Annotated in this window: 12 protein-coding genes; 7 read left to right on the top strand and 5 right to left on the bottom strand. The window is 69.3% G+C overall.

Going from position 1 to position 14,370, the window contains the following annotated elements:
* Position 1 precedes the first annotated feature (1 nt).
* Positions 2 to 2,461 (bottom strand): ATP-dependent helicase HrpB, encoded by a 2,460-nt coding sequence (gene hrpB, locus CK944_RS03830; RefSeq protein ID WP_103171723.1) that lies wholly within the window; start codon positions 2,459 to 2,461, stop codon positions 2 to 4.
* A 113-nt stretch (positions 2,462 to 2,574) separates the two neighbouring features.
* On the opposite strand from hrpB, the gene CK944_RS03835 reads away from it, so the two are divergent.
* From CK944_RS03835 to nagA, 4 genes are read left to right on the top strand one after another with little or no spacing between them, the layout of a single operon-like run.
* A complete protein-coding gene (locus CK944_RS03835) occupies positions 2,575 to 3,942 on the top strand; it encodes a YcjX family protein (protein ID WP_103171724.1) in 1,368 nt (455 codons plus the stop codon).
* Positions 3,939 to 4,997 (top strand): YcjF family protein, encoded by a 1,059-nt coding sequence (locus CK944_RS03840; RefSeq protein ID WP_103171725.1) that lies wholly within the window; start codon positions 3,939 to 3,941, stop codon positions 4,995 to 4,997. The genes CK944_RS03835 and CK944_RS03840 overlap by 4 nt, the downstream gene beginning before the upstream one ends.
* Before the next feature lie 24 nt (positions 4,998 to 5,021).
* A complete protein-coding gene (locus CK944_RS03845) occupies positions 5,022 to 5,858 on the top strand; it encodes a BadF/BadG/BcrA/BcrD ATPase family protein (RefSeq protein ID WP_103171726.1) in 837 nt (278 codons plus the stop codon).
* 14 nt (positions 5,859 to 5,872) lie between these two features.
* The gene (gene nagA / locus CK944_RS03850) at positions 5,873 to 6,979 is read left to right on the top strand and encodes an N-acetylglucosamine-6-phosphate deacetylase (RefSeq protein ID WP_239985950.1); all 1,107 of its coding nucleotides are present in this window, start codon (positions 5,873 to 5,875) and stop codon (positions 6,977 to 6,979) included.
* Here the strand turns inward: nagA and ilvD are convergent.
* The 3 genes from ilvD to CK944_RS03865 form a co-directional block, all read right to left on the bottom strand.
* Positions 6,966 to 8,804, bottom strand: a complete 1,839-nt coding sequence (ilvD, locus tag CK944_RS03855; RefSeq protein WP_103171728.1) for a dihydroxy-acid dehydratase — start codon at positions 8,802 to 8,804, stop codon at positions 6,966 to 6,968. The two genes, nagA and ilvD, sit on opposite strands and share 14 nt — an antisense overlap.
* Before the next feature lie 92 nt (positions 8,805 to 8,896).
* Positions 8,897 to 9,211, bottom strand: a complete 315-nt coding sequence (locus CK944_RS03860; protein WP_103171729.1) for a multidrug efflux SMR transporter — start codon at positions 9,209 to 9,211, stop codon at positions 8,897 to 8,899.
* Between the two features lie 91 nt (positions 9,212 to 9,302).
* Complete coding sequence (locus tag CK944_RS03865) at positions 9,303 to 9,788, bottom strand: pyridoxamine 5'-phosphate oxidase family protein (protein WP_103171730.1); 486 nt, start codon at positions 9,786 to 9,788, stop codon at positions 9,303 to 9,305.
* A gap of 156 nt (positions 9,789 to 9,944) precedes the next feature.
* Between CK944_RS03865 and CK944_RS03870 the strand changes: the two genes are divergently transcribed.
* From CK944_RS03870 to CK944_RS03880, 3 genes are all read left to right on the top strand, one after another.
* Positions 9,945 to 10,733 carry an inositol monophosphatase family protein gene (locus tag CK944_RS03870; RefSeq protein WP_103171731.1) on the top strand — a complete coding sequence of 263 codons (789 nt, stop codon included), beginning with the start codon at positions 9,945 to 9,947 and terminating at the stop codon, positions 10,731 to 10,733.
* 52 nt (positions 10,734 to 10,785) lie between these two features.
* The gene (locus tag CK944_RS03875; RefSeq protein WP_256388077.1) at positions 10,786 to 11,784 is read left to right on the top strand and encodes a DMT family transporter; all 999 of its coding nucleotides are present in this window, start codon (positions 10,786 to 10,788) and stop codon (positions 11,782 to 11,784) included.
* 78 nt (positions 11,785 to 11,862) lie between these two features.
* A complete protein-coding gene (locus CK944_RS03880) occupies positions 11,863 to 12,237 on the top strand; it encodes a hypothetical protein (RefSeq protein ID WP_103171732.1) in 375 nt (124 codons plus the stop codon).
* 3 nt (positions 12,238 to 12,240) lie between these two features.
* Here CK944_RS03880 and CK944_RS03885 read toward each other — a convergent pair whose 3' ends face one another.
* Positions 12,241 to 14,310, bottom strand: coding sequence for a transglycosylase SLT domain-containing protein (locus tag CK944_RS03885; protein WP_103171733.1), 2,070 nt, complete (start codon positions 14,308 to 14,310; stop codon positions 12,241 to 12,243).
* Between the last annotated feature and the right edge of the window lie 60 nt (positions 14,311 to 14,370).

Below are 14,370 nucleotides of genomic sequence, written 5' to 3' on the forward strand. Positions count from 1 at the left end.
GCTAGGTCCCGCGCGGCTTGGCCCGCGTCGTGGGATCCGCTTCGCGCGGGTCCTCGGGCCAGGGGTGGCGGGGATAGCGTCCGCGCATGTCCTTCCTGACATCGGCATAGGATGACGCCCAGAACCCCGGCAGGTCGGTCGTCACCTGCACGGGCTTTCCGCCGGGCGACAGCAGGCTGATCCGCAGGGGCCGCCCACCCACGACAGGGTGTCGCGTCACGCCGAACAATTCCTGCAGGCGCAGTTCGATGGAAGGCTGCTCGTGGTCATAGTCGATGGGCACCTTGCGACCCAAGGGCGTGACGAAATGCGCCGGAACCTCGCGGTCCAGCCGCTGCTGGCCGTCCCAGCCGATGCGCGCCTTCAACGGTTCCACCAGATCCAGCGCGCGCAGGTCGGCCAGCGTCCGGGCGCGCCCCAGCCAAGGCAGCAGCCAATCCCCCCCCTCCAGCAGGCTCGTGTCGCCGACCGGCCCCAAATCGGGCAGCAGCGCAATCCGCGCCCGCAGCCGGGCCGCAGCCGGGGTCCAGGGCAGCCCGTCCAGCCGCAACCCTTCCAGCGCCGCCCGCGCCACGGCATCCGCAGGCGCATCCGCCCAGGCCCGGTCCGACAAAACCAGCGCCCCCAGCCGTTCCTGCACCCGCGCCATGACGCGCCCATCGCGGCGCGACCATTCGCAGATCTCGGCTGTCTCGATCCGGCTGCCATGCAGCGCGCGCAGATCGGCCTCGTCCAGTCGCGCGGCCATGCGGATCCGCGCCTCGCGCTGATCCCCGTCCAGATCGACCGCGACGATCAGCCGCTGCCCGGCCATGGGATCGCCTGCATCCATGACGGCACCCTTGCCGCCCGACAGCACAAATCGCGGCTCATTCCCCTTGCGCCGCAGCCCCATCCGGTCGGGATAGGCCAGCGATACCGCGCCTCCCAGTTCTTCGTCGCGCAAATACCCTCGGGGGGTGCGGGGGGCAGACGGCCCCCCGCCATCGCGGGACGCAACCAACCGCCGCAACCGCGCGGCCTCGTCCCGGATCTGCTGGATCATCCCCCGGTTCGCCTCATAGGGATGCCGCGCCGCAAAGCCCTTGGGATCGCGCAGCGCCGCCAGCCGCAAGGCCAGATCGACCGGCGCGCCGCGCAGGGGATCGCGATTGGACAGCAGGGCCGCGATGTCGGCCGCATTTGGCCCCGCCAGCATCAGCATATGCGCCAGCCGGGGATGCAGCGGCAACCGGGCCAGGGCGCGGCCGTGATCGGTGATCCGCCCCGCCGCGTCCAGGGCCTGAAGCCCCCGCAGCAATGCCCGCGCCTCGGCCAGGGCCCCTTCGGGCGGCGGCGTCAGGAAGGCCAGGTCGCCCGGCTCGGACCCCCAGGCGGCCAGTTCCAGGGCCAGGCCCGCAAGGTCGGCCACCGCAATTTCCGGCGGGGCAAAGGCGGGCAGCGCGCCCTCCTCAGCCCGCGCCCACAGGCGATAGCAGATGCCCGGCGCCACGCGGCCCGCGCGGCCCCGGCGCTGGTCGGCCTCGGCCCGGCTGACGCGTTCCGTCACCAGCCGCGACATGCCCGACCCCGGATCGAACCGCGCCCGCCGAGCCCAGCCCGCATCGACCACCACCCGCACCGCCGGGATGGTCAGCGAAGTCTCGGCAATCGCGGTGGCCAGCACGATCCGGCGCCGCGCGCCCGGCGGGGCAAGGGCCGCGCGCTGTTCCGCAGGCTTCAGGGCGCCATAAAGCGGCAGCACCTCGCAGGTATCGCCAAGCTGCGCCATGACCCGGCGGATCTCGCCCTCGCCCGGCAGAAAGGCCAGGATCGTGCCGCCGGTGTCGCGCGTCTCGGATTCGGCCTGGGCGATCAGCCGCGCGGCCTCGTCCACCAGCCGCGCGCCTGCATGCAGCGGGCGGGGCAGCCAGCGGGTTTCCACCGGAAAGGCGCGCCCCTCGGACCGGATCACCGGCGCGTCGTCCAGAAGGGCTGCGACCGGCTCGGCCTCCAGCGTGGCGGACATCACCAGGACCGCCAGATCCTCGCGCAGGGCCCCGCGCGCCTCCCACACCAGCGCCAGGCCCAGGTCGGCATTCAGGCTGCGTTCGTGGAATTCGTCGAAGATCACGCAGCCGATCCCTTCCAGCGAAGGATCGGATTGGATCATCCGCGTCAGGATCCCCTCGGTCACGACCTCGATCCGGCTGCCCAGCACCGATTCGCCGCGCATCCGGTAACCGACGCGCGCGCCCACGGCCTCGCCTAACTGCTCGGCCAGACGCTCGGCTGCGGCGCGCGCGGCCAGGCGGCGCGGTTCCAGCATCACGACCTTGCCCGCCACCCGGTCCAGCAACGCCAGCGGCACCCGCGTCGTCTTGCCTGCCCCCGGCGGCGCCACAAGCACCGCGCGACCATGCGCGGCCAGCGCGTCGCACAGCGGCGCAAGAACATCGTCGATGGGCAACCGATCCAGCATGGCCCGCGTTATGTCGCAACGGCAGGCCAAGCGGAACCCCGGCCTGCCGCCCTATTCAAACCCATTACCGGAGCCTATCTTCCGGCAAAGACGGCAAGAAACAGGCAGGCGGAATGGGTATCGGCAGCAGCATCATGGCAGGCATCGGCTTGGGCGATCCGGTCATCCGTCTGGGCGTCACGGGCCTGAGCCGGGCGGGCAAGACGGTCTTCATCACCTCGCTGGTCGCGAACCTGATGGATCGGGGACGGATGCACGCCCTGCGCGCCGCGGCCGATGGCAGCCTCAAGACCGCCTGGCTGCAACCGCAGCCCGACGACACCGTGCCGCGCTTCGATTTCGAACGCCATCTGGCCGCCCTGACCGGCCCGCAACCGCACTGGCCGGAAGGCACGCGCCATGTCAGCCAGTTGCGCCTGTCGCTGCGCCTTGACGGTAAGGGCCTGCTGGGGGGACTGACCGGCCCGCGCACCCTGCACCTGGACATCGTGGATTACCCCGGCGAATGGCTGCTGGATCTGCGCCTGATGGAACGGGAATTCTCCGAATGGTCGGCCGAGGTTCTGGACCGCATGACGGGCCGCCCCGGCGCCGACGAATACCAGGCCGCGCTTGCGGGACTTGACGGGGACCGCTTCGACGAACCCACCGCGCAGGGTCTGGCCGCGACCTATACCGCGCATCTGCACGCCGCGCGGGACGCTGGCTGGTCGGACTGCACGCCGGGCCGCTTCCTGATCCCCGGAGAGATGGAGGGATCGCCCGCGCTGACCTTCGCCCCCCTGCCCGCCACCTTTGAAGGCGGGCGGCTGCACAAGGAATTCCGTCGCCGCTTCGACGCCTACAAGTCGCGCGTGGTCAAGCCCTTCTTCCGCGAACACTTCGCCCGCATCGACCGGCAGGTGGTGCTGGTCGATGTGCTGGGCGCGATCCACCAGGGGCCAAGGGCGGTCGAGGACATGCGCCGCGCCATGGCCGACATCCTGACCGCCTTCCGCCCCGGTCGCGCCGGCTGGCTGGCGCAGCTTCTGGGCACGCGGCGGGTCGAACGCATCCTGTTCGCCGCCACCAAGGCCGACCACCTGCACCATGTCCAGCACAACCGCCTGACCGCGATCCTGTCCGCCATGCTGCGCGAGGCCCGTGACCGCGCCGACTTCAGCGGCGCCCGGACCGAGGCCATGTCCATCGCCGCCCTGCGCGCCACGACCGAGGACACGATCCGCCAGAACGGCGAGGATCTGCCCGCCGTGCGCGGTCGCCTGATGGACGGGCGGCAGGCGGCCTTCTATCCGGGCGAGCTTCCCGCCGACCCCGCCGCCCTGCTGCATCCGGCCCGCGACGGGGCGCAGGACTGGCTGGACGGCGATTACGCGATCATGAACTTTGCCCCCGCGCCCATGACCGCCCGGCCCGGCGATGGCCCGCCCCATATCCGGCTGGACCGCGCCGCCGAATTCCTGATCGGAGACCGGCTATGAGCGACACCCCCCGCAATCGCGGCCCCGTCCTGATCGAACTGGACGCGCCACAGGCCGAACCCCGCCCCGCCCCTGCGTCCGAGGCGCGGGAGGATACCCTGAACCCCGCCGATGCCCCGCCCATCGACGCGGCCGATCCCGCCCTGCCCCGCCCCCGCACGATGGAGATGGTGACGCGCCTTGTCGGGCGCCCCCCGTCGAAGCTGACGCGGTTCTTCATCAATTCGGGCGTGGCGCTGTTCACCTTTCTTCTGTCCATCGCGGCGCTGAACTTCATCAACGACCTGTTGAACCGCTATCCGGTGCTGGGCTGGATCGGGGTGGCGCTGTTCGCGCTGTTCACGCTGGCGGCACTGGGCATGGCCTGGCGCGAATATCGCGCCTGGGCGCGGTTTGCCAAGATCGACGCGATCCAGCGGCGCGCAGGCGCGGCCCTGGCCGACGACAGCATGGACAAGGCCCGCGCGGTCACCGACGATCTGCTGGCGCTTTATCGCGACCGGCCGGAACTGGAATGGAACCGCAAGCGGCTGGCCGACAATCGCGGCGATGCCTTTGACGCGCGCACCCTGCTGACCATGGCGGAAACGGAACTGCTGGCCAATCTGGACCAGAACGCCCGCCGGGAAATCGAGGCCGCCGCCCGCACCGTGGCCACCGCCACCGCGCTGATCCCCTTGGCCCTTGCCGATGTCGCCGCTGCCCTGGCCGCGAACCTGCGCATGATCCGCCGTATGGCCGAGATCTATGGCGGGCGCGCGGGGGCCGTGGGCGGCTGGCGGCTGGCGCGCACGGTCATCACCCATCTGGTCGCAACCGGCGCGGTGGCGGCGGGCGACGACCTGATCGAGACCGTGGCGGGCGGCGGGATCCTGTCCAAGGTCTCGCGCCGCTTTGGCGAAGGCGTGGTGAACGGCGCCCTGACCGCCCGCGTGGGCATCGCCGCGATGGAGGTCTGCCGTCCCCTGCCCTTCCTGGCCCAGCCGCGTCCCAAGGTCGGCAACCTTGTCACGCGCGGGCTTCGCGGGCTGTTCGGGTCCGACGAACGCGGCTAGAAGATCCCCAAAGGGGGACAGCGGATGACGTTCTTTCTGGGAATCGACGGCGGCGGCACGGGATGCCGCGCGGCGCTGGCGGATGCAGACGGCCGCATCATCGGCCAGGGACAGGGCGGGCCTGCCAACATCAACACCGATGTGGAAGGCGCGGCGGTCAACATCTTGGCCGCGACCGCACAGGCGCTGGAAGGCACGGGCGCCGATCCCCGCGACCTGATCGCGACGCTGGGCCTTGCGGGCGGCACGATGGCGACGGCGACGGAACGGCTGGCGGGGCTTTTGCCCTTTGCCCGGATTCAGATCGTCAACGACGGGATCACGGCGGCGCGCGGTGCCCTGGGCACACAGGACGGCATCCTGGCGGCGATCGGCACGGGATCGGTCTTTGCCGTTCAACGGGGCGGCAATCTGCGGCAGGTCGGCGGGCGCGGCTTTCGGATGGGCGACGAAGGATCGGGCGCGGTTCTGGGCCGGTCGCTGCTGTCGCTGGCCATCCGGGCCGAGGACGGATTCGCCGACATGACCCCCTTGCTGCAACAACTTCTTGAGGAATTCGGGGGGATCGAGGGGATCATCCGATTTGCCAACGGGGCGGCCCCGGCGGATTTCGCCCGGCTGGCCCCGCGCATCGTCGCGGGCGACGACCCTGCCGCCCGGCAGGTCTTCGATGCGGCAGTGGCCGAGATCCGCCATATCCTGACCGTTCTTCAGGCCGACGCGCCCGTGCCGGTCGTGTTCGTCGGCGGGCTTGGCCCCGCCTATGCGGCGCGGCTGACTGACTGGCCGCACCGGCCGGCGCTTGGAACCGGCGTGGATGGCGCATTGTTGATGGCCCGACAGATGGCGGGTGCGGCATGACGGCGTTTGCCCCCATGCGCCTTTTCGATGGCGAGCGATTCCTGACCGATCATGCCGTGGTGATCGAGGGCGACCGCATCGCGGCGGTGCTTCCGGCGTCCCAGGCAGGTCCGGTCACCCGGCTGCAAGGCACGCTTGCCCCCGGTTTCCTAGACCTGCAGGTGAACGGCGGCGGCGGGCTGATGGTGAACGGGGACACAGGTCCCGACGCATTGCGCCACATCTGCGCCACGCATCAGCGGCTTGGCTGCGCGGGCGTCCTGCCGACCCTGATCACCGACAGGCCAGAGGCCACGGCTGCGGTGATCGACGCGGCGACCAGGGCGATCGGTACACCCGGTTTTCTGGGCCTGCACCTGGAAGGCCCGCATCTGGACCCCCGCCGCAAGGGCGCGCATGACCCGGCACTGATCCGGCCCATGACGACCGAGGATCTGGCCCGCCTGTGCGATGCCGCCCGCACCTTGCCGGTGCTGATGGTGACGCTGGCGCCGGAATCGGCGACCCCGGACCAGATCGCGGCCCTGTCGCAGGCGGGCGCCGTCGTCAGCCTGGGCCATACCGACTGCGACCACGATACCGCCCGCACGGCCTTCGCGGCAGGCGCGCGCTGCGCCACGCATCTGTTCAACGCCATGAGCCAGATGGGCCACCGCAGCCCCGGCCTTGTCGGCGCGGTGCTGGCAGGCGATGCCCATGCCGGGCTGATCGCGGACGGGATCCATGTCCATCCCGCCGCCATGCGCACGGCCCTTGCGGCGCGGACCGAGGGCATCTTCCTGGTGACGGATTGCATGGCCTTCGCCGGAACCGACCTGGCCGAGATGCCGCTGCAGGGCCGGACCATCCTGCGCCGGAACGGCCGGCTGACGCTGGCGGACGGAACGCTGGCGGGGGCGGACCTGCGCATGGATCAGGCCATCGGGGTGCTGGTGGACCAAGTCGGGATCGCCCCCGAACGTGCGCTGGCCATGGCGACGTCGGAACCGGCGCGGGCCGCCGGGTTGTCGGACGAATACGGCGCGCTGCGGGAAGGCAGGCGCGCCGATCTGGTTCTGCTGGACGATGCGTGGTGCCTGCAATCCGTGTGGATCGCAGGCCAGCCGGTCATTCCGGGATGACGCGGACCGCGCCGCGCGCGGCACTGGTGGTCAGCGCGGCATAGGCCTTCAGCGCGGTGGACACCTGACGCTGGCGCGGCTTGGCGGGCTTCCAGCCTTCGGCCTCGCGTTTCGCGCGGCGCGCGGCCAGGGTCGCGTCGTCCACGTCCAGGTGGATCACGCGGTTCGGAATGTCGATCACGATCCGGTCGCCCTGTTCCACCAGTCCGATGGTGCCGCCTTCCGCCGCCTCGGGCGAAACGTGCCCAATGGAAAGCCCCGAAGACCCGCCCGAGAAGCGCCCGTCCGTCACCAGGGCGCAGGCCTTTCCCAAGCCCTTCGATTTCAGATAGCTGGTCGGATACAGCATCTCCTGCATCCCCGGACCGCCGCGCGGCCCTTCGTAGCGGATCAGCACGACCTCTCCGGGCTTGACCTTGCCGGTTAGGATGGCGCTGACGCTGTCGTCCTGGCTTTCGAAGATATGGGCCGGCCCCTCGAACTTCAGGATGGATTCGTCCACGCCCGCCGTCTTCACGATGCAGCCGTCCTCGGCCAGGTTGCCGTAAAGCACCGCCAATCCGCCATCCTGCGAAAAGGCGTGTTCGGCCGCGCGGATCACCCCGGTCTTGCGGTCGGTATCCACCGAATCGTAACGGCGTTCCTGCGAAAAAGCGACCTGCGTCGGCACGCCACCCGGTGCGGCGCGATAGAAGTCGTGGACCGTGGCCGCGTCGGTGCGCACCACGTCCCAGCGGTCCAGCGCCTCGGCCAGCGACCCGGCATGGACGCTGCCCACGTCGGTATGCAGCAGGCCCGCGCGGTCCAGCTCGCCCAGGATGCCCATGATGCCGCCCGCGCGGTGGACATCCTCCATATGCACGTCGTCCTTGGCGGGCGCGACCTTGCACAGCACCGGCACGCGCCGCGACAGGCGGTCGATATCGGACATGGTGAAGTCGATGCCGCCTTCATGGGCTGCGGCCAGCAGGTGCAGCACCGTGTTGGTGGACCCGCCCATGGCGATGTCCAGCGTCATGGCGTTTTCAAAGGCCTCGAAGCTGGCGATGGAGCGCGGCAACACGCTGGAATCGTCGCCTTCGTAATAGCGCCGCGCAAGGTCCACGATCAGATGACCTGCCTCGACGAACAGGCGCTTGCGGTCGGCATGGGTCGCAAGCGTCGAGCCGTTGCCCGGCAGGGCCAGGCCAAGCGCCTCGGTCAGGCAGTTCATCGAGTTGGCGGTGAACATCCCCGAACAGGATCCGCAGGTCGGGCAGGCCGAGCGTTCGATCACCTCGACCTCGGCATCCGTGATGCGGTCGTCGGCGGCGGCGACCATGGCATCGACCAGATCCAGCGCCTTGACCTTGCCGTCCTCCAGCACGACCTTGCCGGCCTCCATCGGGCCGCCGGACACGAAGACCACGGGGATGTTCAGCCGCAGCGCGGCCATCAGCATCCCCGGCGTTATCTTGTCGCAGTTGGAAATGCAGACCATCGCATCGGCGCAATGGGCGTTGACCATGTATTCCACGCTGTCCGCGATGATCTCGCGCGAGGGCAAGGAATACAGCATCCCGTCATGGCCCATGGCGATGCCGTCATCGACCGCGATGGTGTTGAATTCCTTGGCGATGCCGCCCGCGGCCTCGACCTCTCGGGCGACAAGCTGGCCCAGGTCCTTCAGGTGGACATGGCCCGGCACGAACTGGGTGAAGCTGTTGACGATGGCGATGATCGGCTTGCCGAAGTCGCTGTCCTTCACCCCGGTCGCCCGCCACAGGCCGCGCGCGCCGGCCATGTTGCGGCCGTGGGTGGTGGTGCGGGAACGATAGGCGGGCATGGCTGTGACTCCTCTGGCTGGCGCGTTGGTTTAGCACCAAGCCGCGCGGAAGGAAATTGCCGAATTCGTGCGTTTTCGGATCGTTTCGGCCTTCAGGACGCCAGTTTCATCGTGATGATGCCCGCGACGATCAATCCGGCGGCCAGCAGGCGGGTCGCGGTCACAGGCTCTCCGAACAGCACGATCCCAAGAAGGAAGGCACCAACGGCGCCGATGCCCACCCAGACGGTATAGGACGTGCCCAGGGGCAGCGTCCGCATCGCGACGGCCAGCAACCAGAAGGACGCGATCATGCTGACCAGCATGATGCCGGTGGGCAGGATGCGGGTGAAACCGGCCGATTGCTTCATCGCGGTTGCCCAGACGATTTCCAGAAGACCGGCAAGAACAAGATAGAACCAGGCCATGACGAACCTCATGCTTGCCGGGTCGTCCCGGCGCATCCGCCCATGATGGGGAGGTCGTCCTCTGCCACCCTAGATACGGCTGATGGCCGCGTCATTCAAGGCGATCGACCTTGGCATTTTCGACCAGTTGGGTCTTGGCGCCGACCAGACGTTCCGCCAGGATCTTCGCGCCGCTGACCAGAAGGTTGCTTCCGTCCCACAATTCCGCCGAATCCGGGCGCACGGTGATGACCCGCAGGTCGGGATTGTCGGGGGACTTGAAGAAGGTCTCGTCGGAAAAGCGCCAGACATCGCGCGCCTTGGCGGGATCGTGGCGGATTTCCGCGGTGCCGTCGATCACCACATAGTCATTCGCGCGTTCATCCGAAAAGGCCAGCGAAACCTTGGGATTGGCCTGGATCTGGTCCAGCTTGCAGCCCTTGGTGTCCGACAGGACATAGATCGCCCCTTCGTCGCGCCTGACGCGGGCATAGACGGGGCGAACGCGCATGCCGTCGCCGTCGCGGGTGACGAACATGCAGGGATCGAGCTTCTCGGCCATGGTCCAGATGCGGTCGGTCACGTCGGGATCGGTCATGGGCTCCTCCGGTCGGTCTGGTCACGGGGGGAACGCCCGCAACAGGTCGATGTTCCGTTCCCCGGCGGCACGCCTGTGGGTCGGGGGCGCGGAACGCTTCACATTCCCCCCGCTTCCCCCTATGACGCCACCAATCCCAGTTTCCCGAGGTATCCGATGGCAAGCGCCAACCTGAACGTCATGATCAAGGCCGCCCGCAAGGCGGGGCGCAGCCTCGTCAAGGATTTCCGCGAGGTCGAGAACCTTCAGGTCAGCGTCAAGGGCGCGGGCGACTTCGTCAGCCGCGCCGACCAGGAGGCCGAGCGGATCATCAAGGAGGAACTGCGCGGCGCGCGCCCGAACTATGGCTGGCTGGGTGAGGAAACCGGCGAGGACGCGGGCGAGGATCCGACCCGCCGCTGGATCGTCGATCCGCTGGACGGCACCACCAACTTCCTGCACGGCCTGCCGCATTGGGCCGTCAGCATCGCGCTGGAACACAAGGGCGAGGTCGTCGCCGCCGTGATCTTCGACGCCGCCAAGGACGAATTGTTCGTGGCCGAAAAGGGGGGCGGGGCCTTCATGAACGACCAGCGGCTGCGGGTATCGGGGCGCCGCCGCCTGGACGAATCGCTGTTCGCCACGGGGATCCCCTTTGCAGGCCGGGGTCCGCTGCCTGCCGCGCTGCAGGATCTGGCGCGGCTGATGCCGTTGACGGCGGGCGTCCGCAGGCTGGGTTCGGCGGCGCTGGATCTCGCCTATGTCGCGGCGGGGCGGTACGACGGATACTGGGAACGCGGCAACAAGCCCTGGGACGTGGCGGCGGGCATCCTGATGGTGCGCGAGGCCGGCGGCTTTGTCGAAGGCATCCGCGACGGCGACGACCCGCTTGAATCGGGCCGCATCATCGCCGCGAACACGCAGATCTTCGAGCCCCTGGCAAAGATCATCCGCACCCGCGACTGATTTGCACGTCCTGCAAGGCTGACTTGCCTTGACCCCGGGTCAGGACGGGCGCATGGCGGAACCGACCGGGGACCGCGCCATGCCAGACGACCAGAACAGACTGACTTATGCCGCAACGGCAGCCGCCGCCGCGGCACCCCCGCCGCTTGCGCCCGCAACGCCGGGGGCGAAGGACCGCACAGGCCTGGGCATCGCGCTGATGTGCGCGACCAGCCTGATCTTCGCGTTCCAGGACGCGTTCTCGCGCCTGCTGGGATCGGAATATCCGCCGGTTCTGGTGGTGATGATCCGGTACTGGGTCTTTGCGCTGTTCGTGATCGCCATGGTCTCGCGCCAGCCGGGCGGGCTGCGCCGTGCCGTCCGCACCAAGCGGCCCAAGACGCAGATCCTGCGCGGCGCGCTTCTGGTGGTCGAAACCACCCTGATGGTCGAGGCCTTCGTGCGCCTGGGCCTGGTCGGTACGCATGCGATCTTTACCGCCTATCCGCTGCTGATCGCGGCGCTGTCCGGGCCGATCCTGGGCGAAAGGGTCGGCTGGCGCCGCTGGCTGGCCATCGGCGCGGGTTTCGTCGGCATCCTGATCATCCTGAACCCCGGCGGGACGGAACTGAACCTGGGCGCGGGGATGGCCTTTCTTTGCGCGCTGCTGTTCGCGATCTATGGGCTGCTGACGCGGCATGTGTCGCGCGACGACCCGGCCCAGGTCAGCTTCTTCTGGACCGGGATCGCCGGGGCCGTCACGGTGACGGTCCTTGGCATCCGCCAGTGGGAATGGCTGGCGCCCGTGGACTGGATCTGGATGGCGATCCTCTGCGTGCTTGGGATCGCGTCCCACTGGCTGCTGATCCGCGCCTATGAACTGGCCGAGGCCTCTGCCCTGCAACCCTTCGCCTATACGCAGCTTGTCTGGGTCAGCTTCATCGGCGTCCTGGTCTTTGGCGAGGTGCTGCACATGAACGTGGTGATCGGCGCCGCGATCGTGGTCGCGGCAGGGCTGTTCACGCTGTGGCGGGCACGGGTCACGGCCAACCGGCTTCGTTCCGGCGAATAGCCGCCGAGTCCGAAATCCCCGATGCTGCCTATTTCGAACCAGTGCGTTACAGCGATCAGGTCTGAGAAGGGAGCGTTCATGAAAACCCTGTTCGCATCAATCCTGGTCGGTGCGCTTTGCACGGCCCCAGCCTTTGCCGATCCGGGGCATGGTCATGGCAAGGGGCACGGCCATCATGCGCACCACCGCGCGCATTGCCCACCCGGCCTTGCCAAGAAGAACCCGTCCTGCACGCCGCCGGGTCATGCGCGCAAGAAGGCGCATCATCGCCACCGCGTCGGCGACACGCTGCGCGGCGGCGACTATGTCCTTGTGCGGGATCCGCGGCGCTATGCCCTGGATACACGACCGGACTGGCGCTATTACCGCGACAACGACCGGCTTTACCGCGTGGACAGCGAAACCCGGAAAATCCTGGCGGTTCTGAACCTGATCGACGCCTTCACGAACTAGGCCTCAGTTCGTGCCGGGCACCTCCTGGCGGCGCGCCTCGACCGTGGCCGGCTGCCAGCCTTCGGGCAGGCTGGGTCCGATGAAGGGTTTCGCGACCGGCCGCGCCGACAGGGCCAGGGTCAGCCGCGCCACGGGGGGCGGCATCAGCCCGCCTCCGGTCAGATCCCAGGTCGGCACGATAGGTGCAGGACGGCCCAGCATCCGGGCGCGATAGACGGGCATCGCCTCGGTCACGCGCATGACATAGTTGCGGGTTTCGTCGAAGGGAATCAACTCGACCCATTCGACCGGGTCCATGTCCCGGCGCAGGTCGCCGAAATCGCGCAGCCATCGCCCCGGACGCCCCGGCCCCGCATTATAGCCCGATGCCGTCAGCGCCGTCGATGCGCCGAAACGGTCGCGCAGCCCCGCCAGATAGGCCGCGCCCAGGCGGGCGTTATAGGCGCCATCGCGGGTCAGGCGCCCAAGGTCATAGGGTTCCCGGATTTGTCGGGCCATCTGGCGGGCGGTGTCGGGCATCACCTGCATCAGCCCGCGCGCGCCGACATGGCTTTGCGCGGCCGGGTTGAATTCGGATTCTTGGCGGGCAATCGACAGGACCAGTTCGGGCGGGATGCCGAAATCCGTCTCGTGCAGCCCGGTCAGCGGAAAATGCGCGGCGGGATGGATGACGCCCTTGTCTGCGGCGCGCTTCGACAGGCGCAACCCGTGCCAGGGCATACCGGCTTCGTACATCAGCCGGGCCATGCGCAGGCTGTCCTGGGGATCGGCGGTCTCCGACAGGTGCAGGAAGAACCGCTGCGCCTCGTCCGGCCGGCCTGTCGCCAGCAGCCACAGCCCGGCCCGGAAGACGCCGCTGTCGCCAAGCGGCGCGCCGCGCCAGTCGGGCAAGGGTCCGGGTGCGGCATAATCGGCGGGCATCGTCGCCCCGATCCGTTCGGCGGCAAGCTGGCCGTAATAGGTGCCGGGCATGGCCGCCGCCTGCGCATAGGCGGCATCCGCCGCCCCTTGGTCGCCAAGCGCCTCCTGCGCGCGCCCTTGCCAATAAAGGGCGCGAGACCGGCTGATCTGGCTGCCGACCACCGTCTCCAGGTGCCGGAAATGCGCCAGCGCCCGGTCCGCCGCGCCCTGCTTCAGCGCGGCAAATCCCGCCAGCCATTCCAGATCGGCGTAATGTCGGTTGTCCCGAGGCAGGAAGTGCGACCGGGCAAGCGTTTCCGCCCGCGCCCAGTCGCCGTTGCGCATGGCAAGGCGGGCGTAATCCACCCGCATCGACGCCCAGGCTGCCGGATCGCGCAAGGCTTCGGCACTGGTGGAGGCTTCCAGCATCAGCGCCTGTGCGCCTTCGTGCTGCTTGGCGCGGACCCGCCACAGATAACGGTCCATGGTCAGGCCGGGATCGGCCCGCGCAGCGTCAGGCAAGGCCAGGATCAGGTCGTCCACGCCCGCCCGGCCCGCCTGCAAGGCAATGCGCGCCGCCAGAAGGGGGCGGTCCGGTTCCGGCAGGCGGGGCAGCAGGCGTTCGGCCTGCGCCCATTCCTGCCGGTCCAGCATGGCGACCGCCCGCGCGGTCATCAGGGGCACCAGTTCAGGGCCATGCGCGGCCAGAAAGGCGGTTTCCTCGGGTCCGGTCAGGGGCACGGCGGTCCAGAACCGCGCCCGTTCCGCCTTGGCGGCGGCAGGGTCCAGCGTTGCAAGATAGGCGGTTTCGGCAGCCAGGGTCGCCGGCAGGCGATCCACGAACCAGTCCCGGATATCCTGCGCAGGCAGGTCGGGCCGCATCTTCGCGTCGCCGCGTTCGCGCAGCAGCGCCAGCCCCGGCCAGTCGCCATGGCCGCGCACGAAGTCGATGTAATCGCCGGGGGCGCCGTGGCCCGCCCGCAGCGCCTGCCAGCCCACCAGGGCCTCGGCCATCGGCCCGGACCTTCGGGCCGCATCGCGCGCGGTGACCCAGTCCCGCGCATCGGCCGCCGACAGCGCCAGCGCCATCGCGCCCGCATCCTCGGCCCCGGCGGGGGCAAGGGGGACCAGCATCAGCAGCCCGGCTGCAATCATGTCGCGCAGAAGTCGCATCACCCGCCTTGTGTCGCCGCCCCGTGCGCCCGACGCAATACACAACCTTGGCAAGTTCCA

Origin of the sequence: Paracoccus sp. SY, assembly GCF_002901215.1 — a bacterium.
In the GTDB taxonomy this organism is placed as follows: Bacteria; Pseudomonadota; Alphaproteobacteria; order Rhodobacterales; family Rhodobacteraceae; genus Paracoccus; species Paracoccus acridae.

What these genes read in the sequence shown, in the direction of transcription:
- CK944_RS03865 (WP_103171730.1), bottom strand. Translation starts at nt 9,788, where the DNA reads ATGACCGATCCCGACGTGACCGACCGCATCTGGACCATGGCCGAGAAG.
- CK944_RS03835 (WP_103171724.1), top strand. Translation starts at nt 2,575, where the DNA reads ATGGGTATCGGCAGCAGCATCATGGCAGGCATCGGCTTGGGCGATCCG.
- CK944_RS03875 (WP_256388077.1), top strand. Translation starts at nt 10,786, where the DNA reads ATGGCGGAACCGACCGGGGACCGCGCCATGCCAGACGACCAGAACAGA.
- CK944_RS03840 (WP_103171725.1), top strand. Translation starts at nt 3,939, where the DNA reads ATGAGCGACACCCCCCGCAATCGCGGCCCCGTCCTGATCGAACTGGAC.
- CK944_RS03870 (WP_103171731.1), top strand. Translation starts at nt 9,945, where the DNA reads ATGGCAAGCGCCAACCTGAACGTCATGATCAAGGCCGCCCGCAAGGCG.
- CK944_RS03845 (WP_103171726.1), top strand. Translation starts at nt 5,022, where the DNA reads ATGACGTTCTTTCTGGGAATCGACGGCGGCGGCACGGGATGCCGCGCG.
- nagA (WP_239985950.1), top strand. Translation starts at nt 5,873, where the DNA reads ATGCGCCTTTTCGATGGCGAGCGATTCCTGACCGATCATGCCGTGGTG.
- hrpB (WP_103171723.1), bottom strand. Translation starts at nt 2,461, where the DNA reads ATGCTGGATCGGTTGCCCATCGACGATGTTCTTGCGCCGCTGTGCGAC.
- CK944_RS03885 (WP_103171733.1), bottom strand. Translation starts at nt 14,310, where the DNA reads ATGCGACTTCTGCGCGACATGATTGCAGCCGGGCTGCTGATGCTGGTC.
- CK944_RS03880 (WP_103171732.1), top strand. Translation starts at nt 11,863, where the DNA reads ATGAAAACCCTGTTCGCATCAATCCTGGTCGGTGCGCTTTGCACGGCC.
- CK944_RS03860 (WP_103171729.1), bottom strand. Translation starts at nt 9,211, where the DNA reads ATGGCCTGGTTCTATCTTGTTCTTGCCGGTCTTCTGGAAATCGTCTGG.
- ilvD (WP_103171728.1), bottom strand. Translation starts at nt 8,804, where the DNA reads ATGCCCGCCTATCGTTCCCGCACCACCACCCACGGCCGCAACATGGCC.